19 protein-coding genes are annotated in these 23,266 nt (G+C 72.9%); 15 read left to right on the top strand and 4 right to left on the bottom strand.

From position 1 onward, the window contains the following. Nucleotides 1-208: 208 nt before the first annotated feature. Entirely contained in the window at nt 209-2,905 is a 2,697-nt protein-coding gene (locus tag AB0F52_RS25520) for a BTAD domain-containing putative transcriptional regulator (protein WP_360175808.1), read from the top strand. Here the strand turns inward: AB0F52_RS25520 and AB0F52_RS25515 are convergent. Further along, nucleotides 2,902-4,137, bottom strand: coding sequence for an MFS transporter (locus tag AB0F52_RS25515; protein ID WP_360175805.1), 1,236 nt, complete (start codon nt 4,135-4,137; stop codon nt 2,902-2,904). The genes AB0F52_RS25520 and AB0F52_RS25515 overlap by 4 nt on opposite strands. Before the next feature lie 58 nt (nt 4,138-4,195). Between AB0F52_RS25515 and AB0F52_RS25510 the strand changes: the two genes are divergently transcribed. Then, entirely contained in the window at nt 4,196-4,735 is a 540-nt protein-coding gene (locus AB0F52_RS25510; protein ID WP_360175802.1) for a winged helix-turn-helix domain-containing protein, read from the top strand. A 235-nt stretch (nt 4,736-4,970) separates the two neighbouring features. Here the strand turns inward: AB0F52_RS25510 and AB0F52_RS25505 are convergent, their stop codons facing one another. Further along, complete coding sequence (locus AB0F52_RS25505) at nt 4,971-5,936, bottom strand: LysR family transcriptional regulator (RefSeq protein WP_360175799.1); 966 nt, start codon at nt 5,934-5,936, stop codon at nt 4,971-4,973. 134 nt (nt 5,937-6,070) lie between these two features. Here AB0F52_RS25505 and AB0F52_RS25500 point away from each other — a divergent pair, with 134 nt between their 5' ends. The 3 genes from AB0F52_RS25500 (at nt 6,071) to AB0F52_RS25490 (ending at nt 7,940) form a co-directional block, all read left to right on the top strand. Further along, nucleotides 6,071-6,871 carry an alpha/beta fold hydrolase gene (locus AB0F52_RS25500; RefSeq protein WP_360175796.1) on the top strand — a complete coding sequence of 267 codons (801 nt, stop codon included), beginning with the start codon at nt 6,071-6,073 and terminating at the stop codon, nt 6,869-6,871. A gap of 4 nt (nt 6,872-6,875) precedes the next feature. Next, nucleotides 6,876-7,670 carry an SDR family oxidoreductase gene (locus AB0F52_RS25495; protein WP_360175793.1) on the top strand — a complete coding sequence of 265 codons (795 nt, stop codon included), beginning with the start codon at nt 6,876-6,878 and terminating at the stop codon, nt 7,668-7,670. Nucleotides 7,671-7,778: 108 nt separating this feature from the next. Then, the gene (locus AB0F52_RS25490; RefSeq protein WP_360175790.1) at nt 7,779-7,940 is read left to right on the top strand and encodes a hypothetical protein; all 162 of its coding nucleotides are present in this window, start codon (nt 7,779-7,781) and stop codon (nt 7,938-7,940) included. Here AB0F52_RS25490 and AB0F52_RS25485 read toward each other — a convergent pair. Then, nucleotides 7,909-8,649: an SDR family NAD(P)-dependent oxidoreductase gene (locus AB0F52_RS25485; RefSeq protein ID WP_360175787.1), complete on the bottom strand. Its 741-nt coding sequence runs from the start codon at nt 8,647-8,649 to the stop codon at nt 7,909-7,911. The two genes, AB0F52_RS25490 and AB0F52_RS25485, sit on opposite strands and share 32 nt — an antisense overlap. A 63-nt stretch (nt 8,650-8,712) precedes the next feature. On the opposite strand from AB0F52_RS25485, the gene AB0F52_RS25480 reads away from it, so the two are divergent. The 6 genes from AB0F52_RS25480 (at nt 8,713) to AB0F52_RS25455 (ending at nt 16,292) form a co-directional block, all read left to right on the top strand. Next, nucleotides 8,713-9,162, top strand: a complete 450-nt coding sequence (locus AB0F52_RS25480) for a MarR family transcriptional regulator (RefSeq protein WP_360175784.1) — start codon at nt 8,713-8,715, stop codon at nt 9,160-9,162. 70 nt (nt 9,163-9,232) lie between these two features. Next, nucleotides 9,233-12,334, top strand: coding sequence for a BTAD domain-containing putative transcriptional regulator (locus tag AB0F52_RS25475; RefSeq protein ID WP_360175781.1), 3,102 nt, complete (start codon nt 9,233-9,235; stop codon nt 12,332-12,334). Between the two features lie 207 nt (nt 12,335-12,541). Continuing rightward, nucleotides 12,542-13,468: a 3-oxoacyl-[acyl-carrier-protein] synthase III C-terminal domain-containing protein gene (locus AB0F52_RS25470; RefSeq protein ID WP_360175778.1), complete on the top strand. Its 927-nt coding sequence runs from the start codon at nt 12,542-12,544 to the stop codon at nt 13,466-13,468. Between the two features lie 11 nt (nt 13,469-13,479). Further along, nucleotides 13,480-14,775: a type III PLP-dependent enzyme gene (locus AB0F52_RS25465; protein ID WP_360175775.1), complete on the top strand. Its 1,296-nt coding sequence runs from the start codon at nt 13,480-13,482 to the stop codon at nt 14,773-14,775. Nucleotides 14,776-14,778: 3 nt separating this feature from the next. Next, a complete protein-coding gene (locus AB0F52_RS25460; protein WP_360175772.1) occupies nt 14,779-15,591 on the top strand; it encodes a hypothetical protein in 813 nt (270 codons plus the stop codon). 56 nt (nt 15,592-15,647) lie between these two features. Then, nucleotides 15,648-16,292, top strand: a complete 645-nt coding sequence (locus tag AB0F52_RS25455) for a response regulator transcription factor (RefSeq protein WP_360175769.1) — start codon at nt 15,648-15,650, stop codon at nt 16,290-16,292. 6 nt (nt 16,293-16,298) lie between these two features. Here AB0F52_RS25455 and AB0F52_RS25450 read toward each other — a convergent pair whose 3' ends face one another. Then, a complete protein-coding gene (locus AB0F52_RS25450; protein WP_360175766.1) occupies nt 16,299-17,576 on the bottom strand; it encodes a sensor domain-containing protein in 1,278 nt (425 codons plus the stop codon). Between the two features lie 153 nt (nt 17,577-17,729). Between AB0F52_RS25450 and AB0F52_RS25445 the strand changes: the two genes are divergently transcribed. The 4 genes from AB0F52_RS25445 to AB0F52_RS25430 all read left to right on the top strand — a co-directional run bounded on the left by AB0F52_RS25445 (nt 17,730) and on the right by AB0F52_RS25430 (nt 23,264). After that, on the top strand, nt 17,730-18,524 hold the full coding sequence (locus AB0F52_RS25445; protein WP_103342277.1) for an ABC transporter ATP-binding protein: 795 nt from the start codon (nt 17,730-17,732) through the stop codon (nt 18,522-18,524). Beyond that, nucleotides 18,524-21,094, top strand: a complete 2,571-nt coding sequence (locus tag AB0F52_RS25440; protein WP_360175762.1) for an FtsX-like permease family protein — start codon at nt 18,524-18,526, stop codon at nt 21,092-21,094. Before AB0F52_RS25445 ends, AB0F52_RS25440 begins: the two co-directional genes overlap by 1 nt. 107 nt (nt 21,095-21,201) lie before the next feature. Next, nucleotides 21,202-22,887, top strand: a complete 1,686-nt coding sequence (locus AB0F52_RS25435) for an NAD(P)/FAD-dependent oxidoreductase (RefSeq protein ID WP_360175759.1) — start codon at nt 21,202-21,204, stop codon at nt 22,885-22,887. A 98-nt stretch (nt 22,888-22,985) separates the two neighbouring features. Beyond that, on the top strand, nt 22,986-23,264 hold the full coding sequence (locus AB0F52_RS25430) for an acyl carrier protein (protein ID WP_360175756.1): 279 nt from the start codon (nt 22,986-22,988) through the stop codon (nt 23,262-23,264). Nucleotides 23,265-23,266 lie beyond the last annotated feature (2 nt).

Here is a 23,266-nt window from a genome sequence, read left to right as displayed (position 1 = left end):
AGAACTCGCCGCTGTCGTCGCCGAGCGGTCCCGGCGGAGGGCGCGACCCCCAACGACGCGCCCGCCACCGGGTCGCCCCGGCATTCCCCCTCGTTCACCGTGCCCCTAGGGTTCCGGACGCCGTCCTCGTTTCGTCCTCGCGCCGGCATTTCGCCGCTCCACCTGCGCGTTCCGAAGCCGGGCCTGCCTTGACGACCAGGGGGTTGCGATGAGGTTCCGGATTCTCGGAACGCTGGAAGTGACGGCGTACGGGAGCCGGGTCGCGCTGGCGAGCCCGCGGCAGCAGCGCGCGCTCGCCGTGCTGCTGCTCAACGCGGGCGCCGTCGTGCCGGTGGAGCGCATGATCGACGCGCTCTGGGACGACGAGCCGCCGGCGACGGCCGTGAAGCAGGTGCGCAACTGCGTTTCCGCGTTGCGGGGCCGGCTCGGCGAGCTCGGCGGGGCGATCGTCACCGATGGTCCCGGGTACCGCCTGCAGATCGACGCCGACGATCTCGACTCCCTGCGCTTCCGCCGGCACGTCGCCGTGGCCCGGGGACTCGCCGGGCAGGCCGAACTCGCCGACGCCGTCGACGAAATCCGCACCGCGCTCGCCTTGTGGCGCGGTCCCGCGCTCGACGGGCTGCGGACGGCCACGCTCGCCGGCCGGGCCGCGCTGCTCGACGAACAACGCGCCGACGCCGTCGAACTCTGTGCCGAATGGCGGCTGCGGCTCGGCGAAACGGGGGAAGTCGTCCGCGACCTGACGGAGTTCTGCGGCGAGCACCCGACGCGCGAGCTGTCCCACCTCCTCCTGATGCGCGCCCTCGCGAAGGAAGGGCGCTACGCCGAAGCCTCGACGCTGTTCCACGGCCTGCGCCGGCGGCTGGCCGACGAACTCGGCGTCGACCCGAATCCCGACCTGCGGCGGCTCCACGAGCAGATCCTCGCCGAGGCCACGCCGGGCGCCGGGGACCCCGAGCCGGAACCCCCGGCGCAGCACCAGTTCGACCGGGCGGTCACCGAGCTGGCCGAGGCCGTCACGTGGCAGTGGCGTGCGGAAGCCGAGCTGCGGTCGCTGCACCGGCCACAGCCGATCAGGCTGCGCTGGTCGGCGGTCGCGCGCCCCGGGAAACCCGCGCCGCGCGGCGACCTCGACGACATCGCGGCGACGTTCACCGCGTTGCCCGCGCGGCAGCTGGTCGTGCTGGGCGATCCCGGCTCGGGCAAGTCGGTGCTCGCCCTGATGCTGACCCTGGAGCTGCTGCGCACCCGCACCCCGGAGGCTCCCGTCCCGGTGCTGTTGTCGCTGGCGTCGTGGGACCCGCGGCGGGAGCACCTCGACCGGTGGCTGGCGGCCCGGCTCGCCGACAACCACCCGGCCCTGCTCAACGCCCGCGAGTACGGGCCCGACGCCCCGACCCGGCTCGTCCTCGGCGGCCACGTCGTCCCGGTCCTCGACGGCCTCGACGAGATGCCGGCCGACCTGCGCGTCGCCGCGCTGGACGCCCTGGACCAGACCATGGGCGTGGGACGCTCGCTGGTGCTGACCTGCCGTTCCGCCGAGTACGAGCAGGCGACGCGCGAGTCCGGCACGGTGCTGGGCGCCGCCACGGTGGTGCGGCTCGAACCGGTCGTGCGGCAGGAGGCGATCACCTACCTGTCCGCGCGGCAGGGCGAAGACCGCTGGCTTCCCGTCGCCGACCGGCTGCGCCGCGATCCGGACGCCGCCCTCGCCCGGGTGCTGCGGACGCCGTTGATGGTCGACCTCGCGCGGATCGGCTACGGCCGGCCGCCGGCCGATCCCGCGGAACTGCTCGCCACCGAAGACGCCGCGGCCCTCGAAGGGCAGCTGCTCGACTCCTTCGTCCCCAACGCCTACGCGCCGGCGCCGCAGTCACCGGGGCGGAACCCGAAGACGAGCCCGTCCGGGCGCTACACCGCGGAGCAGGCCACCCGCTGGCTCGGGTTCCTGGCCCGGCACCTCGAACGCGCGCGCAGCCGCGACCTGGCCTGGTGGCAGCTGTACCGCGCGGTGCCCGCCGGAACCCGGTCGGTCCTGGTCGGCGTGCTGGTCGCGGTGTTCTTCGTGATCACCGGCTGGGTCGACGACGGACCGGTCCTGGCCGCGGTCTACGGGCTGTCGTTCGGTGGCGCCGCCGGCTTGAGCCACCGCTTCGGCCGGCCGCCGGAGCCGCTGCGCACGGAGCTGCGGTTCGCCGGCGCGGCCCGGAAGTTCGCCGGCCGCTTCGCGATCGGTGCCGTGGTGGGTGTCCTGCTCGGCCTGGGCTGGTCGCTGGCGGCCGGCCTGGTCGGCTTCCTGGCGCTGGTGTTCGGCCTGGTGTTCGCGGTGCACGTGTGGCTGGCGAAACCGGTCGACGCGAGCCGCGTGTCGAGCCCGGGGACGATCCTGCGCAACGAACGGACCGGCGCGATCGCGCTGTCGGTGTCGTTCCTGGTGTCCTTGGGGCTGTTCGACGGGATGGCGTTCGCGTTCACCGCGCAGACCCGGTTCCTCCCGGTGCTCGGTGGCCGCTACGACTTGGCGCTGGCCATCGCGGCCGGGGTGGCGGGCGCGTCGTTCGGGTTCTTCATGGGCCGCGGCGTGGCGGCGGTGTGCTACGGCGTGGCGGCCGCGCTGGCGGGCGGCCAGGTGTTCCCGGCGGCGACGAACGCGATGACCCCGATCGTGGCCGGCGTGTGTTTCGGCGTGGGCATCGGCCTGACGGTCCTGGTCACCCGGGCGTGGGGCAACTACTTCGTCCACCACCTCTGGCTGGCGGCCACGGGCCGCTTGCCGTGGCGCCTGATGCACTTCCTCGACGACGCCCACCGGCGCGGGGTGCTCAGGCAGGCCGGGGGCGTGTACCAGTTCCGCCACGCGCGGGTGCAGGAGCGGCTGGCCGCCGTCACCGGCGACGACTAGGGCGAGCTCCGCACGGCGTGGCGTTCGGCTTCGGCCACCGCCGTGGCGGTCACCTTCGTCGCGCCGAAGACGGTGGACACGGCCAGCAGGCTCATCACGGCGAACACCGTCTGCAGGCCGAAGCTCTGGGCGAGCAGCCCGCCCGCGAGCGCGCCGAGGGGCCGCGTGCCGTAGGCCACCAGGCGGTGGGAACTGTTGGTCCGCCCGAGAAGCCGGTCCGGCGTGACCCGCTGGCGCAGGGAGACCGTCGTGACGTTCGAGACGATGAGGCCGACACCGCCGACGAAGAAAGCGGCGCCGATGATCACCGGGTCGGCCGTCAACGCCGGCACGCCCAGCGACGCGGCGCCGAGAAAGAAGGAGACGCCGATGGCGCGTGCCGTGCCCAGCACGCGTTCGGCCGGCTCGGCGAAGAAGGAACCGGCGAGGCAGCCGGCGGCGACCAGGCTGAGCAGCCAGCCGTAGGCTTGCTCCGACAGCCCCATCGCCGAAGCCGGGCCTACGGCGTACAGCACGAGAACGGCCTGGATCGCGCTGCTGGCGAAGTTGAAAATCCCCGTCATCACGGTGAACGTGCGCAGGATGCCGGTGCGCCACACGAAGCGCAGTCCCTCGGCGATCTCGGTGCGCAGCTCGGGACGCCGATCGGTGGTCCCCACCTTGAACGAGCCGCGGACGAACAGGAGCACGACGATCGCCGCGGCCCAGAGGACGATCGGCGTTTCCAGCGACAGCGCCGCCGCGGTGGCGACGAGCAGGCCCGCTGCCGGGGGACCGGCGAGCTCCAGCGCCGTCGTCTCGGCCGCGTACAGCCGGCTGTTCGCTCTCGGCAGCTTGTCGCGTCCGACCAGCTGCGGCACGATCGCCTGGGACGCCGTGTCGTAGAACGTTTCCGCGATTCCGGTGCCGAGCGCGGCGACGTACAGGATCCAGATCGAGCCGGCGTCGAGCAGCACGGTCACGAGGAGCCCGGCGAGCAGCGTGGCGCGGGCGACGTTCGCGAGCAGCATCAGCGAGCGGCGGTCCCGGCGGTCGGCGATCGCACCCGCCGGCAACGCGAAGACCAGCCACGGCAGCGTGAACGCGAACGTCAGGCCGGCGATCAGGGCCGGTGAGCGCGTGTAGCCGATCGCCAGCAGTGGCAGCGCGAACTTGAGGATCCCGTCCGCGAGGTTGGACAGGGCGGCCGACGTCCACAGCCGCCAGTACCCGCCACCGAGCGATGTCCCCATTGGTGGAGAATTTCACATCGATGGAGAAAAGTCCATCAGCGTGTACTAGCCTTCGCCCATGGCTGAACCCGGAGCTGCTTCCTCGTCGGTGCCGCGGCGCGAGGCCACGGTGAGCGAGGCCAAGGCCCTGGCCCATCCGCTGCGGCTGCGCATCCTGCGGCTGTGCTGGCAGGGCGAGCTGACCAACAAGCAGCTCGCCGACCGGCTGGACCGCGATCCCGGGACGGTGCTGTACCACGTGCGCCAGCTGATCGAGGCGGGTCTGCTCGAACCGGCGCCCGTCCGCACCGGCGACAGCGGCGCGCTGGAGAAGCCGTACCGCGCCAAGGCGCGATCGTGGTGGCTGGACGACCCCCCGAACACCGAATTCGACGCGGCACTGGCGCCCATCGAAGCCGTTCAGGACGAACTGCGCGCGGCCGGTCCCGACTCGGTGCGCATCTTCCTCCGGTTCGCCGTCCACCTGTCCGCCGAGGACGCGGCCGAACTGGAGCGCGGGATCCTCGCTCTCGTCGAGCGATACGTGTCCACGGACGACCAGCGGTCCGACGAAGCCGCCCACGGCGGGATGATCGTGCTGCACCGCCTGGCCGAGTAGGACGTGTCCGGTGAGTGATCAACGCGAACTTGTGGTCGGCCGGCGCCCGGAAAAGGGGGATGCGGCGACGGAGTCGAAGTCCTCGCCCTCGACGGGGAAGGACTCGGATCGCCCGCCGCGCGGCCGAAGGCGCCCGCGGTGGGCGACCACCGGCCTTCGATCCCGAGGCTCACCGGCAGCGCAACGTGGTCGAGCGGTGCTTCGACCGGCTCACGCAGTTCCGTGACCCGGTCCCTCACCCGGTGGCGACGGCGAGGTCCTCCGGTGGCGCCCAAAGCGGCACCCCGTCCGCCCGCTCGGGATGCAGCCAGTGCAGCCGCGCCGCGAGCTCCTCGGCCACTTCCAGGAACGTCCGGACGATCTCCGGCCGCTCGCCCTCCCGCCAGGCCAGCGACCACGGGTACACCGGCTGCAGCTCCTGCGGCCGGGACGTCGGGATCCCGAGATCTTCGTACCGCCTGGCGTAGCTGTCGAACTCCAGCAGGTAAGCGCTGTCCGGCGCGCGGGTGAGTGCGGCGTGGCACGTGTCGAACGTGCCCGGGTTGCCCAGCCAGCGCAGGGCCAGTCCCGTGTGCTGCTCCAGCGAACTCAAGTACCGGCCGTGCACGTTGTACAGCGCCGTGCCGGGTGCGTCCGCGAAGACCTCGATCGGCCGCTCGTGCACCGACACCGCCGCGCGGCGGGGGTCGCCGGGCCGGCCGACCAGGCGGAACGGCTCCAGCCGCAGCAGCCGGTGCCGCCAGCCCGCCGGGTGGGCCGCCTTCATCGCCCCGGTGACGCGGATGATCGCCACGTCCAGGTGGCCCTCGAGCAGCGCCGTGAGCTGGCGCGCGCTGTCCATCTGGCTCTGGACGAGCCGGACGGCGGGGTGGGCGGCGAGGAACGCGTCCGCCACCACCCGGCTCGTGTCCAGCTCGAAGATGTGGGCGATCCGCAGGTGGTGCGGGGCGGGTTCGCGCAGCATCTGGTCCGCGGTGGCCAGCAGCTGCCGGGCGAGGTGCAGGAACCGGTCGCCGCGCGGGGTCAGGGCCACGTGGCGGCTGTCGCGGACCAGCAGGGCGCCGCCGACGTCGGCTTCGAGCTTGCGGATCTGCTTGGACAGCGTCGGCTGGCTGATGAACAGCTTCGCCGCCGCCCGGCCGAAGTGCAGTTCGTCGGCGACGGTGACGAAGTACCGCACCAGCCTGAGGTCGAGGTCCATGCGGGCCTTCCGCGCAAAGGGTCGGGAGCGCCAACGATGCCACCACGGCTATCGATCCGGGCACAACGGGTCTTGGACGCCCGGGCGTCCGTCGGGTTGGCTTCGGGGACCACCCGGGCGAACTGGAGGATCCGATGGCCGAGCCGGGCACCCCCGTCGTGTTCATCCACGGGCTGTGGCTGCACGCCACCTCGTGGACCCCTTGGATCGACCACTTCCGGGCGGCCGGGTACGCGCCCTTCGCGCCCGGCTGGCCGCACGAGCCCGAAACCGTCGAACTGGCCCGGGAAAACCCGGACGCCGTCGCGGACACCGGCATCGACGACGCCACCGGCCACTTCGCGTCGATCATCGCTGGTCTCGAGCGGCCGCCGGTGATCATCGGGCACTCCTTCGGCGGCCTGATCACCGAAAAGCTGCTGGGGCAGGGGATCGGCCTCGCCGGTGTCGCCATCGACCCCGCGCAGATCAAAGGCGTCCTGCCGCTGCCGCTGGCCCAGCTGCGGGCCGGCCTGCCGGCCCTGGGCAACCCGGCGAACCTCCACCGGTCCGTGTCACTGACCGAGAAGGAGTTCCGGTTCGGCTTCGGCAACGCGCTGACCGACGAGGAATCGTCGGCGCTGTACCGGCGCTGGACGATCCCGTCCCCGGCCCGGCCGCTGTTCCAGGCGGCGGCCGCGAACTTCGTGCTGCACTCCCAGGCCGCGGTCGACACCGGCCGCGCGGACCGCGGCCCGCTCCTGCTGATCTCCGGGACGGCGGACCACACCGTCCCGGACGTCGTCACCCGCTCGACCTTCAAGCAGTACCGGGATTCCACCGCGGTGACCGAGCTGAAGCAGTTCGAGGGCCGGGGACACTCGCTCACCATCGACAGCGGCTGGCGCGAGGTCGCCGACGCCGTGCTCGGCTGGCTGCGCGAGCAGGGGATCTGAGCCCGTGGACCTCGGATTGGCCGGCGCGGTCGCCGTCGTCACCGGAGCCAGCCGCGGCATCGGCCTGGCCGTCACCGAAGCCCTCGTCGCGGAGGGCGCGCACGTCGTGGCCGGCGCGCGGGTGCCGGGACCGGACCTGGACGCCCTCGTCCAGGCGGGGAAAGCGCACGCACTCGCCGTCGACCTCGGCACCGCCGACGGCCCGGGCCGGCTCGCCGAGCTGGCCCTGGCCGAGTTCGGGCGCATCGACGTCCTGGTCAACAACGTCGGCGCCGTCTCCCCGCGGCCGAACGGCTTCCTGCTGGTCACCGACGACGAGTGGATGCGATCGGTGACGCTGAACCTGCTGAGCGCGGTCCGGGCGACGCGGGCGGTGCTGCCGACGATGGTGACCGCGGGCCGGGGCAGCATCGTCACGGTCGCCTCGGTCAACGCGATCCTGCCGGACCCCGGCGTCATCGACTACAGCGCGGCGAAAGCGGCACTGGTCAACTTCACGAAGTCGGTGTCGAAGGAGTTCGGGCCCCGCGGCATCCGCGCCAACGCGATCAACCCGGGCCCGGTCGCGACGGACCTGTGGCTCGGCGCCGGCGGGGTGGCCGAAACCCTGGCCGCCACCACGGGCGCGAACCCGGACTCGGTCGCGGACGAAGCAGCGGCCCACGCCGTCACCGGCCGGTTCACCCGGCCCGCGGAAGTGGCGAACCTGGTGGCGTTCCTGGCCAGCGACCGGGTGGCGGGCAACATCACCGGCGCCACCCTCGCCATCGACGGCGGCTACGCCACGGAAACCCATTGATCACCGGCTCACCGCGTGCCCGCGGAGCCTGCCCCGGACGGGTGCGGCGGGAGTAGGCGCCCCGCGGGCGGGGTATTTCCCTCCTGAGAAGTTCAGAAGGGAATCGCCATGGGAATCCTCGTCGCCCTGCTCGTGGTCTGGGCCGTCCTGGTCGTGCTCGGCATCGTCGTCAAGAGCCTGTTCTGGCTGATCATCGTGGGCGCGGTGCTGTTCGTCGCGACCGGCGTGATCGGGTTCGTCAAGCGCGAAGCGCTGGGTCGCCGGCACTGAGCAGGGCGCCGGTCGGCCCGCCGGCCGGCAGGGTCGCCGCGTGGACGACGTCGAGGGCCGCTTCCGCGGGGGAGCGGTCGGCGGCGTCGTCGCCGCGTTCGGGGTGGGTGGCGACCGAGCCGGGGTCGACGGCGTTGACCAGGATGCCGGTTTCGCGCAGTTCGGCGGCGAGGGTCGCGGTGAAGGCGTTGAGGGCGTACTTGGCCAGGGAATAGCCGGGGGACCGGACGCCTCCGCGGAGGCCGGTCCCGGCGGCGATCTGCGCGGCGGCGCCGCTGGAGACGTTGACGATCCGGGCGGCGGGGGCGGCCCGCAGCAGCGGCAGGCAGGCCTGCACGAGCGCCCAGCTGCCGAGGACGTCGACGTCGTAGGCGGTGCGGGCCTCGGTGAGGTCGGCGCCCAGCAGGGACGTCGTGGTGAAGTCGGGCATGGCGGCGGCGTTGTTGACCAGAACGTCGAGCCGGCCGGCGAGGCCGCGCAGGAATTCCGCGCACGCGGCGACGTCGGCCGGGGCGGTGACGTCGAGGCGCACCGCGTCGGCGGAGTGTCCTTCGCCGGCGAGCTGCCGGGCCAGCGTGCGGGTCCGGTCGGGGTTCCGGCCGGCGAGGACGACGTGGTGGCCGCGGACGGCGAGCTCGCGGGCGACGGCGAAGCCGAGCCCCTCCGGGCGGCTCGCGCCGGTGACCAGCGCGATCGGAAGTTCGTTCATGACCCATACTGTAGGGGTACCCTACAATTCCGCCCACCCGCGGCCCGCCCTATGCTCGCCGGCATGTCCGCTTCCTCGTCCGAACGGCCCCGCGCGTTGCTGCGCTGGCCCACCTACGTGATGGGCCAGCTGCACCGCAGCGGTGTCGGCCGGATCGACACGGCGCTGGCCGGCCACGGGGTCGCCCTGCGCGACTACTACGTCCTGGTCTGCATCGGCGAGTCCGGTCCGCTGTCCCAGCAGCGCGTCGCGGACCGGCTCGGCCTGGACCGCAGCGACCTGGTGAAGGTGCTCGACCGGCTGGAGGCGGCGGGCTGGGTGTCGCGGAAGCGCGACACCGAGGACCGCCGCCGGCACGTCCTCACCCTCACCGAGCGCGGCCACGCCACGGTGGGCAAGGTCGAGGAGGTTTCGAACGCGGTGACCGGCGAGCTGCTCGCCCGGCTGAACCCGGGCGAGCGGGAGACGTTGCACCGGTTGCTGCTCAAGGCCTTCGGGGAGCCGCCGGCCTGAGCCGATCGGGTGCCGGGCCTGGTCCGGTCGCCGGATGCCCGGGCACCCCGGCGCTGGCAGAATCGGCCGGGTGGACACGGGCAGGGGAGGCCATCCGCACACCGAACGCGCCGGCGCGGCGGGGGAGCCGTTCTCGGCGCTGCTCCGGCGGCGCCGGGGTGAGCTGGGCATCACGCAGGCCGATCTCGCGCGGCGGGCCGGCGTCAGCGTCCGGGCCGTGCGCTACCTCGAACAAGGCCGCACGCGGAATCCGCGGCCGGCGTCGATCCGGCAGCTGCTCGCCGCCCTCGAACCCGGGCCGGGCACGCCGGCCGGGACCACGACCCGGGTCGGCGTCCTCGGGCCGCTGCTCGTCGAAACCCGCGGTGAACAGCAGCACCCCGGCGACGCCCGGTGGGCGCGGCTGCTCGGCCTGCTGGCCCTGCAGCCGAACCGGGCGGTCGCCGTGGACGACATCGTCGACGTCCTCTGGGGCAGCCGGCCGCCCCGGTCGCACCTCGACCTGATCGGCAGCGCGGTGCGCCGGTTGCGGGGGCTGCTGCACCCGCAGCTGCGGCTGGCGGCCACCGGGCGCGGCGGCTACCGGCTCGAGGGCGAGCCCGGCCGGTTCGACGTCCTGCGGTTCGACGCCCGGCTCGACGAGGCCAGGGCCGCGCAGGCCGGCGGCGACCGCGAAGCCGCTTTCCGCGCCCTCGACGCGGCGATGGCCTGCTGGCGCGGCCCGGTGCTCGCCGGCCACGAGGCCCTGCACCGGCACTCCGCGGTGGCCGCCCTCTCCCGGCGACGGCTGTCCGCCGCCCTCGCCCACGCCGATGCGGGGATCGCCCTCGGGCGGCACGACGAGGTCGTCGCGCACCTGGAGACCATCCGCGAAGACGAACCGATGCACGAGGGCCTGCACGCCCGGCTCATGGTCGCCCTCGCCGGCAGCGGGCGGCAGGCGGCCGCGCTCGCGCTGTTCGACACCCTGCACGCGCGGCTGGCGACCGAACTCGGCATCGAGCCCGGGCCGGAGATCCGGGCCGCCCAGCTGCACGTCCTGCGCCAGGAGGTCCCCGCCGCGGCCCGGCTCTTCGGCACCGGCAACTACCTCCCGCGCGACGTCGACCCCTTCGTCGGGCGCGTGGCCGAGACGGTCCGGCTGACCGGCGGCGCCGGCCGGCCCGCGGTGTACGGCATCTGCGGGATGGCCGGCGTCGGCAAGACCGCGCTGGCCGTGCACCTCGGCCACCGGTTCGCCGACCGGTTCCCGGACGGGCAGCTGTTCGCCGACCTGCACGCCCACGGCCCGGACGGCGCGCTGGCCCCCGAGGCCGCGCTCGACTCGCTGCTGCGCCAGCTCGGCGTGGACGGCGCCCGGATCCCCGAACGGCTGGACCAGCGCGCCGCGCTCTGGCGGTCGCTGCTGGCCGGCCGTCACGCGCTGGTGGTGCTCGACGACGCGGCCGGCGCCGCCCAGGTGCGCCCGCTGCTGCCCGGCGGCCCTGGCTCGCTCGTGCTGATCACCAGCCGGTCCCGGCTCACCAGCATCGACGTCGTGACAACGGTTTCGCTCGACGTCCTCGCGCCCGCCGAAGCCGCGCAGCTGCTCACCCGGGTCGCCGGTCCGGACCGCACCGGGCCGGATCCGGCGGTCGACGAGATCACCCGGCTCTGCGGCTACCTGCCGCTCGCCGTGCGGATCGCCGCCGCCCGGCTCCGCGACCGTCCGTTGTGGACGATGAGTCACCTGGCCGGCCTGCTGCGCGACGAGCACCGGCGGCTGGCCGAGCTGAGCACCGGCGACCGCGGCGTGGGGGCGGCGTTCACGCTCTCCTACCGCCAGCTCACCGAGCCGCAGCAACGGCTGTTCCGGCTGCTCGGCGAGTTCCCCGGCACCGACGTCGACGCCGGTGCCGCCGCGGCGATCGCCGGCCGCGAACCCTGCGAGACCGAACGGCTCCTCGAGGACCTCGTCGACGTCCACCTGCTGGCCCAGCCCGCGCTCGGCCGCTACCGGTTCCACGACCTGATCCGCGACCACGCCCGCGCCACCGGCCTCGCCGGCCCCGCCGCGGACCGGGAAGCGGCGGCGAGCCGGATGTCCGACTACTACCTGCACGTCGCGGGGCGAGCGGCCGACGTGCTGGAGCCGACGAGGAAACGGTTCCGGCCGGCCGGGTCCCCGCCGGCGAGCGGACCGGAGTTCGGCACCGCGGCCGAGGCACTCGCCTGGCTGGAAGCCGAACGGGTGAACCTCGCCGCGGTCGCCGCGGCGGCGGCCCGGGACCGGCCGCAGCACTGCTGGCAGCTCGTCCAGACGCTGTGGCGGTTCTACTTCGTCCGCGGGCACGTGGACGACTGGCTGCGCACCCACCGGCTCGCCTTGGGCGTGGTCTGCGAGCTGGGCGATCCGATCGCGGAAGCGGAGCTGCGCAAGAACCTCGGGCTCGGCCACTGGCGCAGCGGCGACTTCGCGGAGGCGGTCGGCCAGCACCACCGCGCGCTGGCGCTCGACCGCGCGAACGACGACGGGTGGGGGCAGGCCAAGACGCACAACCACCTCGGGTTCATCCACGCCCGCGGCGGGAGCCACGAGGAGGCGCTGACGCACCACCGCCACGCGGCCGAGCTGTACCGCGCGGCCGGCGACCGGTGCGGCGAAGCCCGCGCACTGGTCGGCCTCGGCGACCTCCACTACCACGCCGGCCGCCGGGCGGAGAGCGCGGCGGACTTCCGGCGCGCCCTGGACCTGGCCCAGGAGGTCGGCGACCGCTGGGGCGAAGCACTGGCCGCCATCGGGCTCGGCTTCACGGCCGCACCCAGCCACGCCCGCGGGCACCTCGAGCACGGCCTGGCGTACGCCCGCGCGGCGGGGGACCGCTGGGCCGAAAGCATGGCCTTGACCGGCTTGGGCCGCCTCCACCACGACGCCGGCGACGCGACAGAGGCGGCGAACTGCCTCCGCCAGGCCGTCACGCTGGCTCAGGAGGTCGGTGACCGGTGGTGGGAGCGGATGGCCACGACCGCGCTGGGCCGGGTGCACGCGGCGGCCGGTCGTCATGGTGAGGCGGGGTTGCTGCATGAGCGGGCGGTGAGGCTGGCGCGGGATCTGGGTGATGCGGCTGCGGAGGCCGAGGCGCTGGCCGCGTTGGGGGAGCTGGCGGTGCCTCGGCGGAAGATCCACGCCTGATCCCCGGGCGGCGGCTGGCCAGACCGTCACGCTGGATGCGGCCGCGGAGGCCGAAACCTCGCCGCGTTGGCGGAACTGCCGGTGCCCTGCCGGAAAATCCACACCTGAGCGCCGGGTCAGCGGCTGGTCAGTGCCTCGTCAGCGGACGCCGCGATTCTGGGCCGGACCGAGAACCGGTGGCGGACCCCGAGGGGAGTTGACGGTGCGATGACTTCGCTGGTGGCGGTGTCCACTTACGTTCCGACGACCGTGGCGATCGAATCGCTGCAGGACGAGCTGGCCCTCTCCGCCGGGCAATTGCGCCGGTTCCGGCGGATGTACGGCCTCGACGAGGTCTGCCGCTCGGACGAGTCCGAAGCGGACATGATCCTCGGTGCGGTCAGCAAGCTCGATTCCCTGCGCGGCCGGGAAGAGCGCGTCCGGTACGTCGTGCGCGCCAAGACGATGCCGGCCGCGAACCCGTACCCCGTCGACCCCATGGTCGACGTGCGGGAGGCGCTCGGGCTCACCCACGCCACCCTGTTCACCCTCACCGACCACGCCTGCGCCTCCGGGCTGCTCGCCGTCGACCTGTGCGGCACGCTGCTGGCCGCCGACGGCGATCCCGACGCGCTCGCCCTGATCCTCACCGGCGAAAAGGCGTTCACCCACTCCGCGCAGGTCATTCCCGATACCGCGATCATGGGGGAGGCCACCGCCGCGGTGCTCGTCGGACCGGGCGAGGACCAGGACACCCTGATCGGCTACGCCACCACCACGCTCGGCGGCCCGGGCGGCGAAGTGATCCTCGACGACGACCAGGCCGCCGAGTTCCGGCAGATCTACCCCGGCACGGTCGCCGACGTCGCGCTCGAAGCCATCGCGGCCGCCGGGCTGACCGTCGACGACATCGACCTGGTCCTGCCGCACAACGTCAACAAGATCTCCTGGGTCCGCGCGAGCGCGGCGCTGGGCATCCCGCGCTCGAAGATCTTCCTGCAGAACGTCGGGACGACCGGGCACTGCTTCTGCGCCGACCCCTTTCTCAACTACCACGCCGCCAACGGCCTCGGGCTCATCGCGCCCGGCGCCCACTACCTGATGATTTCCGTCGGCCTGGGGTCGACGTTCTCCGCCATGGTCTTCCGGAAATGAGGAGCACTGCAATGAGTGTCGAATTCGAGATCTCGGGCGTCGGCATCGCCGAACTCGCGGAGCGTTACGGCACCCCGCTCTTCGTCTACGACGGTGACGAACTGGGCGGCCGGCTGCTGGGTCTTCGCGAGCAGCTGCACCCGCGGCTGGAGATCTTCTATTCGCTGAAGTCCAATCCGAACATCTCGGTGTGCGCACTGCTGCACGCCCACGGTGCCCGGGCCGAGGTGTCGTCGATGGCCGAACTGATCACCGCGCGCCGGGCCGGGGTCGCCGGCGAGGACATCATCTTCCTCGGCCCCGGCAAGAGCACCGCGGAACTGGCCGCCTGCCTGGACGAAGGCGTCTACACCGTGGTCTGCGAATCGTTCGGCGAGCTGGCGGTCCTCGACGAGCTCGCGCGCGAACGCGGGATCGAAGCGCGGGTCACCCTGCGCGTGAACCCCAGCTTCGCGGTCAAGGGCTCGGGCCTCACCATGGGCGGCAAGCCGCGCCAGTTCGGCATCGACGAAGAACAGCTGCTCGCCGCCACCGACCTCGCCGACCGGCACCCGAACCTGCGGCTGATGGGCGTGCAGGTCTACATGGGAACGCGGATCCTGGACGAGGAGCCGATCGTCGAAAACACGCGGCGCATCTTCGAACTCGCCGAACGCGTTTCGCGGCAGCTCGGGTTCCCGCTGGACATGGTCGACGTCGGCGGCGGCCTCGGGGTCGCGTACTTCGACGGCGAGAAGGACCTCGACCGCGATCTGCTCGCCTCGATGCTCAACCCGGTGATCGACGAGTTCGCGCAGCGGCACCCGGCGACGCGGCTGGTCATGGAGCTCGGCCGGTACCTGACCGCCACCTCCGGGACCTACGTCGTCCGCGTCCGCTACACGAAGACCTCGCTGGGGCAGAACTTCGCCGTCGCCGACGGTGGCACGAACCACCACATGGCCGCCGTCGGCATCGGGTCCTACGTCAAGCGCGACTTCCCGATCCGGCTGCTCAACCGCATCGACGAACCCGCCACCGAAACCTGGCAGGTGACCGGCCCGCTGTGCACGCCCAACGACGTGCTCGCCAAGAAGGCCGCGCTGCCGCCGGTCCGCCCGGGCGACCTGATCGGCGTCACGCGGTCCGGTGCCTACGGCCCGACGGCGTCACCGGTGCTCTTCCTCAGCCACGGCTACCCGGCCGAAGTCATCGTCCACGGTGGACGCCACTACCTCGTCAGCGAGCGGGACCAGCCCGCGGACCTGCTGCGCCGCCAGCACCTGCACGAGTTCGCGCCGCCGGTCGCCGTGGGCGCGGAGCGCTAGGCGATGTACCGCGCGTCCACGACCACCCTGTCCGCCGCGCCATCGCCGGGCCTGCAGCCGTTGCCGCTGCGCCTGGCGCTGGCGGCCCGGCGTGAATTCCCGCCCGGCGAGCGCGAAATCGACGTTCCCGAGCTGCACCGGTACTTCGCCGACCTCAGCCGCGGGCACGACATCGGCTTCCGGCCCGGCCGGGTGACGCGGGCGCGCGGCAACCCCTTCCTCGCGATGGCCCGCGAACTGCTCGCCGGGCAGCTGTCCGGCGAGCGGATCGACCTCGCGATCGTCGCGCACGCGGCGCCGGAGTTCGACCCGCGGCTGTCGGCGCCGGTGAACCTCACCGCCGTGCTCCCCGGCCACCCGCTGGTGTTTTCCGTTTCGGGGCAAGGAAGCCTGGCCCCGTTCACCGCGCTGCGCATCGCCGGTTCCTACGCGCGGCGCCACGACTACCGGCGCGTCCTCGTTCTGATCATGGACCAGGGCGTCACACCGTACGACGTGCCCGGCCGGATCGGCGACGCCGCCACGGCCCTGCTGTTCGAGGCGGGCGGGCGCCGGACGGTCCGCGTCGGTTACGAACCCGAAGTGGCGCCGGACGCCCTGCCGGAGTTCGAGCCGGCGGAAACGGTCGTCATCGGCAGCGGGCTCGCCCGGGCGGCGGGTGCTTGGCCGGGGGCGATCGTCGCGCCGCCCGAGTTCCCGTGCACCGGGCTCTGGGCGCCGCTCGCCGGTGGCCCGGCCGCCGGTCCGGTGCTGCTGGCCGACTACGACCCGCGCCGCGGTGCGCTGGGGATCTGCGTGGTGGCCGGGTCCGACTGAGGCAGCCCTATGATGAGGGTCGTCGTGGTCGGGCTCGAAGCGGGGGACGGACAAAAGTGCGCGTGGTCATCGGTGAAGACCAGTTCCTGCTCAGGGACGGTCTGGTGCGGCTGCTCGAGGCGCACGAATTCGAGGTCAGCGCGGCGGTGGACAACGGGCCGGACCTGCTCGAAGCGATGCTGCGCGAACGGCCGGACATCGCGATCGTCGACATCCGGCTGCCGCCGTCGTTCACCGACGAGGGCCTGCGCGCCGCGATCGAAGCCCGCCGCCGGATCTCGGGCTTCCCGGTGCTCGTCCTTTCGCAGTACGTGGAACGGCTGTACGCCGACGAACTCCTCGCCGACGGCGAGGGTTCGGTCGGCTACCTGCTCAAGGACCGCGTGTTCCACGGCGACCAGTTCGTGGACGCCGTCCGCCAGGTCGCTCTCGGAGGCACGGTGATGGACCCGGACGTCGTGACCCGGCTGCTGACGCACAACACCCGCGACGACCGCCTGGAGCGGCTGACCACCCGGGAGCGCGAAGTCCTCAAGCTGATGGCCGAAGGGCGGTCCAACAGCAGCATCGCGGGCGTGCTGGTGGTTTCCGAGAAGGCCGTTTCCAAGCACATCAACAACATCCTCGCCAAGCTGAACCTGCCGCAGTCCGAGGACGCCAACCGGCGGGTCCTGGCGGTGCTGGCCTACCTGAAGCACTGACGGGCCTCAGAGCTCCAAGGCGCACGGGATTTCGATCGTCACCATGGTCGGGCCGCCGAGCGGGCTGAGGATCGTGATGAAGCCGTCGAGCGGGGCGAGCCGCTTCTCGATGCCACGCAGTCCCGTGCCGCCTTCGGTGTCCGCGCCGCCGCCGCCGTTGTCGCTGACGTTGATCACCAGCCGGCCGAACTCGTAGTGGACGTTGATCGCGCCGCTCCGCGCCCCGGAGTGCTTCATCGCGTTGTTCAGCAGTTCGGACACCGAGAAGTACGCGGCGGTCTCGACCGCCAGCGACGGCCGGCCGGGCAGGTCGATCGTCGTCTCGATCCGCAGCGGGTTTTCGATGGCCAGGGTGCGGATCGCGTCCGCGATGCCGCGGTCGACCAGCACCGGCGGCTGGATGCCCCGGACGAGGTCGCGCAGCTGCTGCAGCGCCTTGGCCGAGCTGTTCTTCGCCTCGTCCATCAAGGACCGGGCCGCTTCGGGGTGGGAGTCGAGCACGCGCATCGCGGCGTCGAGCGTCATCCCCATCGCGACGAGGTGGGTCTGCGCGCCGTCGTGCAGGTCGCGCTCGATGCGGCGCAGCTCGGTCGCCTGGGACCCCACGGCGTCGTCGCGGCTTTCCGCCAGGTGCTGCACGCGGTTCGTCAGCCGGGTCACCTCGGTCGGCGCCAGCAGCGTGGCCGCGAGCCGCGCATGCAGCTTCAGCAGGTGCGGTGCGCTCCACAGCGCGAGCGGGAAGTGCGCCAGGCCGAGGATGGCGGCGAACCAGGCCGTCGTCGGGTCGTCCACCGGGAGCACCACGTACCAGCTGCCGAGCCAGTCGGCCGCCTCGGTGCCGACCAGGAACGGCATCGCCAGCCCGCGGAGGCCGTGCGCGATCAGGAGAAGCGGCGTGATCGTCAGCAGGATGCCGAGAGAGCTGTCCACCACCAACCACAGCGCGTCGCGCCAGTTCGCGCGGTCGCCGAGCAGGTGGTGGCAGCGGCGCAGCGCCGAGCTCCCGGCCGGCTCCGGCAGGTACGGCGAGGCGATCCGCACGCCGGACCACGCGTCGGCCGACGCGCGCACCCGGTCGGTCAGGGCGCGCATCAGCAGCACGGCCGGAGGCAGCATGAACAGTCCCACGCCCACGCCGATCAGCGAGCCGGCGGTGACCACGACGACGAACATCACGAGTTCGGTCACCGCGACCACGGCGAGCGCGCCGCCGCGCAGGGTGGCGAGCCCGCCGTCGCGCAGCAGCGACCGCGTCATCGTGGCGACCGGGCTTCCGCTTGTCATGGCGCCCATTATGCGCAGGCCGGGCCGTTCTCCGCGGTAGTGCTAACCCCCGCAAACTTCCGCTCCCTAGCACCCTCGGAAACCGGGCCGCACCTTCGTAACGTGGTCGCGGTAAAGAACGAACCAAAGCGAAGCCGCGCAGGGGAGCCGCAGATGTACCACCAAGACGACACGGTCGAAGTCGTGCGGCTGCTGTCCGTACGCAAGGCGTACGGCAAGAACGGGGCGCAGGTACTGGCCCTCGACAACGTGACGGCGGGCTTCGCCGCCGGCACGTTCACCGCGGTGATGGGACCGTCGGGTTCGGGCAAGAGCACGCTGCTGCACTGCGCGGCCGGCCTGGACAAGCCGACGTCCGGCTCGGTCGTGCTGGGCGGCACGGACCTCAGCGTGATGCGCGAGGTCGAGCTGACCCGGTTGCGGCGCGACCGGATCGGCTTCGTGTTCCAGGCGTTCAACCTGCTGCCCGCGCTCGACGTCGAGCAGAACGTGACCCTGCCGCTGCGGCTGGCGGGACGGCGAGCCGACCCGGCTCTCGTGCGCCGCGTCATCGAACAGGTCGGGCTCGGCCAGCGGCGGCACCACCGGCCCGCGGAACTTTCCGGCGGGCAGCAGCAGCGGGTGGCGATCGCCCGCGCCCTTGTCACCCACCCCGAGGTCATCTTCGCCGACGAGCCGACCGGCGCGCTGGACACGCGGTCGGCCCAGGAGGTGCTTTCCCTGCTGCGGGAGGCGAAGAGCGTGTCCCGGCAGACCATCGTGATGGTCACCCACGACCCGGTGGCCGCCTCCTACGCCGACCGCGTGCTGTTCCTCGCCGACGGCCGCGTCGTCGACGAGCTGCGGCAGCCGAACCCCGAAGAGGTGGCGCGGCGGATGACCAACCTCGTCGCCCGCACCGAGCAGCGGCCGCAGGAAGGCCCCTGGCTGAGCGAGCTGACGCGCTGATGCTGACCCTCGTCGTACGCACCCTGCGCTACCGCACCGGTGGCTTCATCGCCACCCTCGTCTCGGTGTTCGTCGGCACCGCCGTGATGCTCGCCTGCGGCGGGCTCATGGAGACCGGCATCCGGACCGTGATCCCGCCGCAGCGCCTCGCCGCCGCGCCGATCGTCGTCGCCGGCAACCAGTCCTACGACCTGCCCACGGTCGGCCACGGTGAGGACGCCGAACACGAGACCGCGACGCTGTCCGAGCGCGTCCGGCTCGGCGAAGGCCTCGCGAGCACGATCAGCGGCGTGCCCGGCGTCGCGCACGTGGTCCCCGACGTCTCCTTCCACGCCGAGGTGCTCGGCGACCAGGGCGGTCCGTCGGTGCCCGGCACCCAGGCCGGCCACAGCTGGGTTTCCGCGGAACTGGCGCCCTACCGGCTGACCGAGGGCGCGGCCCCGATCCGCGAGGGCGAAGTCGTGCTCGATTCCGCCACCGCCGCCCGGATCGGGGCGCACGCCGGTGGCAAGGCCGACATCGCCGTCCGCGGGGGCGTGCACTCCTACCAGGTCACCGGCATCGCCGACGCCGGCCGCCGGATGGCCGCCGACGCGGTGTTCTTCTCGCCCGCCGAAGCCGCCGGGCTGCAGTCCGCGGCCGGGCGGGTGGACGCGTTCGGCGTCCAGCTCGCGCCCGGTGCCGACGTCACCGCCGTCAGCGCGCAGATCGCCGCCGCGGTGCGGGACCAGCGCGCGGTGACGCTGACCGGCGACGCCCGCGGTTCCGCGGAGTTCGCCAAGGCCGCCGGCGACGGCGAGCTGCTGATCATCCTCGCGGCCGTGTTCGGCGGCCTCGCGGCGCAGGTCGCCATGTTCGTCGTCGCGAGCACCCTCACGCTCTCGGTGCAGCAGCGCCGCCGTGAGGTGGCCATGCTGCGGGCGATCGGCGCGACCCCGCGTCAGCTGAGCCGGATGATCACCGGCGAAGCGATGATCATCGGGGCGCTGGGCACCGCGCTGGCGATCTTCCCGGGCGTGCTGCTCGGCAACTGGCTCTTCGGCCGGCTGACCGGGTTCGGCGTGATCCAGCCGGTCCTCAAGTTCGAGCAGGGTTTCTACCCGGTCGTCGCCGCGGCGATCGTGGGCCTGAGCTCGGCGTGGGGTGCCGCGTTCGTCGCCGCCCGGTACGCGGGCCGGACACGACCCGTCGAAGCCATGCGGGAAACGGCGATCCCCACGCGCTGGCTGACCCCCACGCGGCTGTGGCTCGGGGTCTCGAGCCTGATCGGCGCGGTGGCGCTGGCCTACCTGACGATCACCGTCGTCGACGGCCCGCTCGCGGCGAGCACGGCCGGCCCGGCCGTCACGCTGGTGGCGACCGCCGTCGCGCTGTTCGCCCCGGGGCTCACCAAGCTGCTGGTCGGGGTGCTGCGCCGGCCGATCCGGGCGTTCGGTGGCCTGCCCGGCTACCTCGCCTCGCTGAACGCGCGGGCCCGCTGGATGCCGATGGCCGGGGCGGTCACGCCCATCATGCTCGCCACCGGCCTGGCGATCTTCATGCTGTACTTCCAGACCACGGAGGTCGCGGTCGCGGAGAAGCAGTACTCCGACTCGCTGCTCGCCGACGCCGTCGTGACGTCCGCGACCGGTGACCTGCCGCCGGATCTGGTCGCCAAGGTGCAGCAGGCGCCCGGGGTGGCCGGGGCCACGGCGTTCGTGACGAGCAAGGGGTACAACGAAAAGCCGTCGGACGCGACGCAGGACGAGGACGGCGTGGACCTCACCGGCGTCACCGCGGCCGGCGTGGCGAAGGCGTGGGGCAGCATCGTCGCGAGCGGGCAGCTCGACGCCTTGCGCGGCAACACGATCGCCCTGCCCGCCGATCTCGCGCAGCGGCTGGGGGTCGGCGTGGGTGCCAAGGTCGCCATGCGGCTGGGTGACGGCTCCCAGGTCACCCTGGACGTTGTCGCGACGCTGCGGACCACGGCGGCCTCGGCGTCGGCACTGATGCCGGCCGACACGCTGGCGCCGCACACGGCCGCGGGTGCGGCCGACCGGATCCTCGTGATGGCGCAACCCGGGACGGCGGAAGGTGATCTGCTCACGTCGCTGCGCAGCCGGGTCGGGGACGTGGACGGCGTGCAGGTGGCCGGCCGGGAGGCGCTGACCAAGGCCTTCCTGGCGGAGCTGCAGGCCAATGCCTGGGTCAACTACCTGATCGTCGGGCTGCTGCTGGTGTACGCCGCGATTTCCATGGTGAACACGCTGGTGATGGCCACGGCGGACCGGCGGCGCGAGTTCGGGCTGCAGCGGCTCATCGGGTCGACGCGGGGGCAGGTGATGCGCATGATGGCCATGGAAGCGGGGGTGGTGGCCGCCATCGGTGTCTTCCTCGGCACGCTCGTCGCGGCGTCGATGCTGATGCCCTTCAGCGCGGCCGTCTCGGACAGCCTCTTCCCGTCCGGTCCTTTGTGGATATATCTTCTGATACTCGGGCTGGCCGTCGTGCTGACGGTGGTGGCCACCTGTGCGCCGACGTGGTTCACGTTGCGCACCAGGCCGTCACCTTCGACGCTCGCCCCTGAATAGGTGACCTCGGGCGGGCCGGAGCCCCCAGCACGGCGCTGACGAACTCTCCCCCAGATTGTCAGCGCGCGGTCAGCCCGAGGTCACCGCCCCGGCATAACGTCGCGGGCGTGGACACAGAAGAGAAGGCCGCCGAGCGCTGGGACGCCATCGTGGTCGGCTCCGGGATCGGCGGCCTCGTGTGCGCCGGCTACCTGGTGGCGAGCGGGATGCGCGTGCTCGTGCTCGAACAGCACGACGTCGCGGGCGGCAACAGCCACGTGTTCCGCCGGCGGCGCGCCTACCAGTTCGACGTGGGGGTGCACTACCTCGGCGACTGCGGGCCGGACGGCCTGCTGCCGAGGGTCCTCTCGGGCCTCGGCCTCGGCGACCGGGTGCGCTTCCACCCCATGGACCCCGACGGGTTCGACCGGATCGTCCTGCCGAGCGTCACCGTGGACGTGCCGACCGGGTGGGACCGCTACGCCGACCGGCTGCGGGCCGCGCTGCCCGCGGAGGCCGACGGCATCACCCGCTACATCGAGGTGTGCGAGGCCGTCGCGCGGGCCTGCCGGCAATCCGCCTTCGCGGCGGGCCCGGCGGCGAAGGTGCCGGCCGTGATGGTGCGCTGGAGCCGCCGGACGCTGGCGCAACTGTTCGACCACTGCGGGCTTTCGGCCCGGGCGCGCACAATCCTGGCCGCCCAGTCCGGGAACTACGGTTCCGCGCCGGCCGGCACGCTCGTCGTCGCGCACACGATGATGCTCGACGACTACCTGCGCGGTGCCTACTACCCGGAGGGTGGCGGGCAGGTGATCGCCGCGTCCTTCGTCGAGCTGCTGGAGTCGCACGGCGGCACGCTGCTCACCCGCACGCGGGTCGACCGGATCCTGGTCGAGCGCGGCAAGGCGGCCGGTGTCCGGCTGACCGACGGCACGGTCCACCGCGCGCCGGTGGTCGTGTCCAATGCGGACTACCGCCGGACCGTGCTGGAACTGTGCGACGGCCGGGAAAACCTGCCCGGCCCGGTGGTCGCCCGCGCGGAGACGGCGACGATGCGCCTGCCGCTGGCCGTCTGCTACGTCGCGCTCGACCGCGAGCTGCCGTTGCCCAGCGCGAACATCTGGTACTGGCCCAACGAAGACGTCGACGCGGCCTACGCCCAGGTGGAGGCGGGCCGGCTCGACGAGCTGCCGTTCGCGTTCCTGTCCTTCGCTTCCCTGAAGGACCCGGTGCCCGGCTCGGCGTGCCCGCCGGGGCACATGAACTTCCAGATCATGACGGCCTGCCCGCCCGGCTACGCGCACTGGGGACTCACGGACGGGCCGGCCCGCGGGGCCCGCTACCGGCGCGAACCCGGCTACCTGGGCGCGAAGGACCGGCTGACCGAGCAGATGCTGGACCTGGCCGAGGCCGCGATCGGGCCGTTCCGCGAGCACCTCGTGCACGTCGAGACGTCGACGCCGCTGACCCAGGAGCGCTACACGCTTTCGACCGGGGGCAGCGCGTACGGCCTGCACACCTGGGGCCGGGTCGGGCAACGGCCGGATATCGATTCGGGGGTCGACGGTCTCTACCTCACGGGTCAGAGCATCTTGCACGGTGGCGGAATCGTCGGGGTCGCGACCGGGGGCGCTCTGTGCGCTTCGACGATCCTCGGCCGGCCGGTCCTCGCGGACGGCGCCGCCGGCGTGCTGGGGAATCCCGAGCTGCTCCCGGAACGCGAGCCCGGCTGGGACCCGCTGCGCACTTCCCGGGGCCTGCGGCGGCGGGCGGCGCGCGGCCTCGCCCCGCTCGACCGGGTCGTGGCGGGATAAGCGCGCGACACACGCGAAACCGAAAAAAAGAACTCGAGGCCCGGTTCCGGGCCCGTGGGGTAATTGCTGCTGTCTTCATGAAGGGAATGGTGAGCGAAGTGACGGAAACCGTGGCTGAACCGACGGAGGTCCTGGACGACCGCGTGGTCGCGGGCATCTGCGCGGCACTGGAGTCCGTGCTGGAGGCGGAGGTCGCCGATCTCGGCCCGGAGACCCGGCTCGCGGACGCCGGTCTCGACTCCACCGGCGTGCTGGAACTGCTGATGCAGCTGGAAGAGGCGCTGGGCATCGAATTCGACGCCGAGAACCTGGAAATGAGCCACTTCGAGTCGGTCGGGTCGCTGGCCCGGTTCGTCTCGGCAGAAATGGCCGCCTGAGC

Source organism: Amycolatopsis sp. NPDC024027 (assembly GCF_040638975.1).
Taxonomy (GTDB): Bacteria; Actinomycetota; Actinomycetes; order Mycobacteriales; family Pseudonocardiaceae; genus Amycolatopsis.
The sequence above is the reverse complement of the archived record's forward strand: the minus strand, read 5'-3'. Positions and strand labels throughout refer to the sequence as shown.

Excerpts from the sequence above, each read along its gene's own strand:
- AB0F52_RS25500 (WP_360175796.1), top strand. The coding sequence starts at position 6,071 with ATGGCCGAGCCGGGCACCCCCGTCGTGTTCATCCACGGGCTGTGGCTG.
- AB0F52_RS25515 (WP_360175805.1), bottom strand. The coding sequence starts at position 4,137 with ATGGGGACATCGCTCGGTGGCGGGTACTGGCGGCTGTGGACGTCGGCC.
- AB0F52_RS25480 (WP_360175784.1), top strand. The coding sequence starts at position 8,713 with ATGTCCGCTTCCTCGTCCGAACGGCCCCGCGCGTTGCTGCGCTGGCCC.
- AB0F52_RS25490 (WP_360175790.1), top strand. The coding sequence starts at position 7,779 with ATGGGAATCCTCGTCGCCCTGCTCGTGGTCTGGGCCGTCCTGGTCGTG.
- AB0F52_RS25520 (WP_360175808.1), top strand. The coding sequence starts at position 209 with ATGAGGTTCCGGATTCTCGGAACGCTGGAAGTGACGGCGTACGGGAGC.
- AB0F52_RS25470 (WP_360175778.1), top strand. The coding sequence starts at position 12,542 with ATGACTTCGCTGGTGGCGGTGTCCACTTACGTTCCGACGACCGTGGCG.
- AB0F52_RS25465 (WP_360175775.1), top strand. The coding sequence starts at position 13,480 with ATGAGTGTCGAATTCGAGATCTCGGGCGTCGGCATCGCCGAACTCGCG.
- AB0F52_RS25505 (WP_360175799.1), bottom strand. The coding sequence starts at position 5,936 with ATGGACCTCGACCTCAGGCTGGTGCGGTACTTCGTCACCGTCGCCGAC.
- AB0F52_RS25440 (WP_360175762.1), top strand. The coding sequence starts at position 18,524 with ATGCTGACCCTCGTCGTACGCACCCTGCGCTACCGCACCGGTGGCTTC.
- AB0F52_RS25510 (WP_360175802.1), top strand. The coding sequence starts at position 4,196 with ATGGCTGAACCCGGAGCTGCTTCCTCGTCGGTGCCGCGGCGCGAGGCC.
- AB0F52_RS25485 (WP_360175787.1), bottom strand. The coding sequence starts at position 8,649 with ATGAACGAACTTCCGATCGCGCTGGTCACCGGCGCGAGCCGCCCGGAG.
- AB0F52_RS25445 (WP_103342277.1), top strand. The coding sequence starts at position 17,730 with ATGTACCACCAAGACGACACGGTCGAAGTCGTGCGGCTGCTGTCCGTA.
- AB0F52_RS25450 (WP_360175766.1), bottom strand. The coding sequence starts at position 17,576 with ATGACAAGCGGAAGCCCGGTCGCCACGATGACGCGGTCGCTGCTGCGC.
- AB0F52_RS25460 (WP_360175772.1), top strand. The coding sequence starts at position 14,779 with ATGTACCGCGCGTCCACGACCACCCTGTCCGCCGCGCCATCGCCGGGC.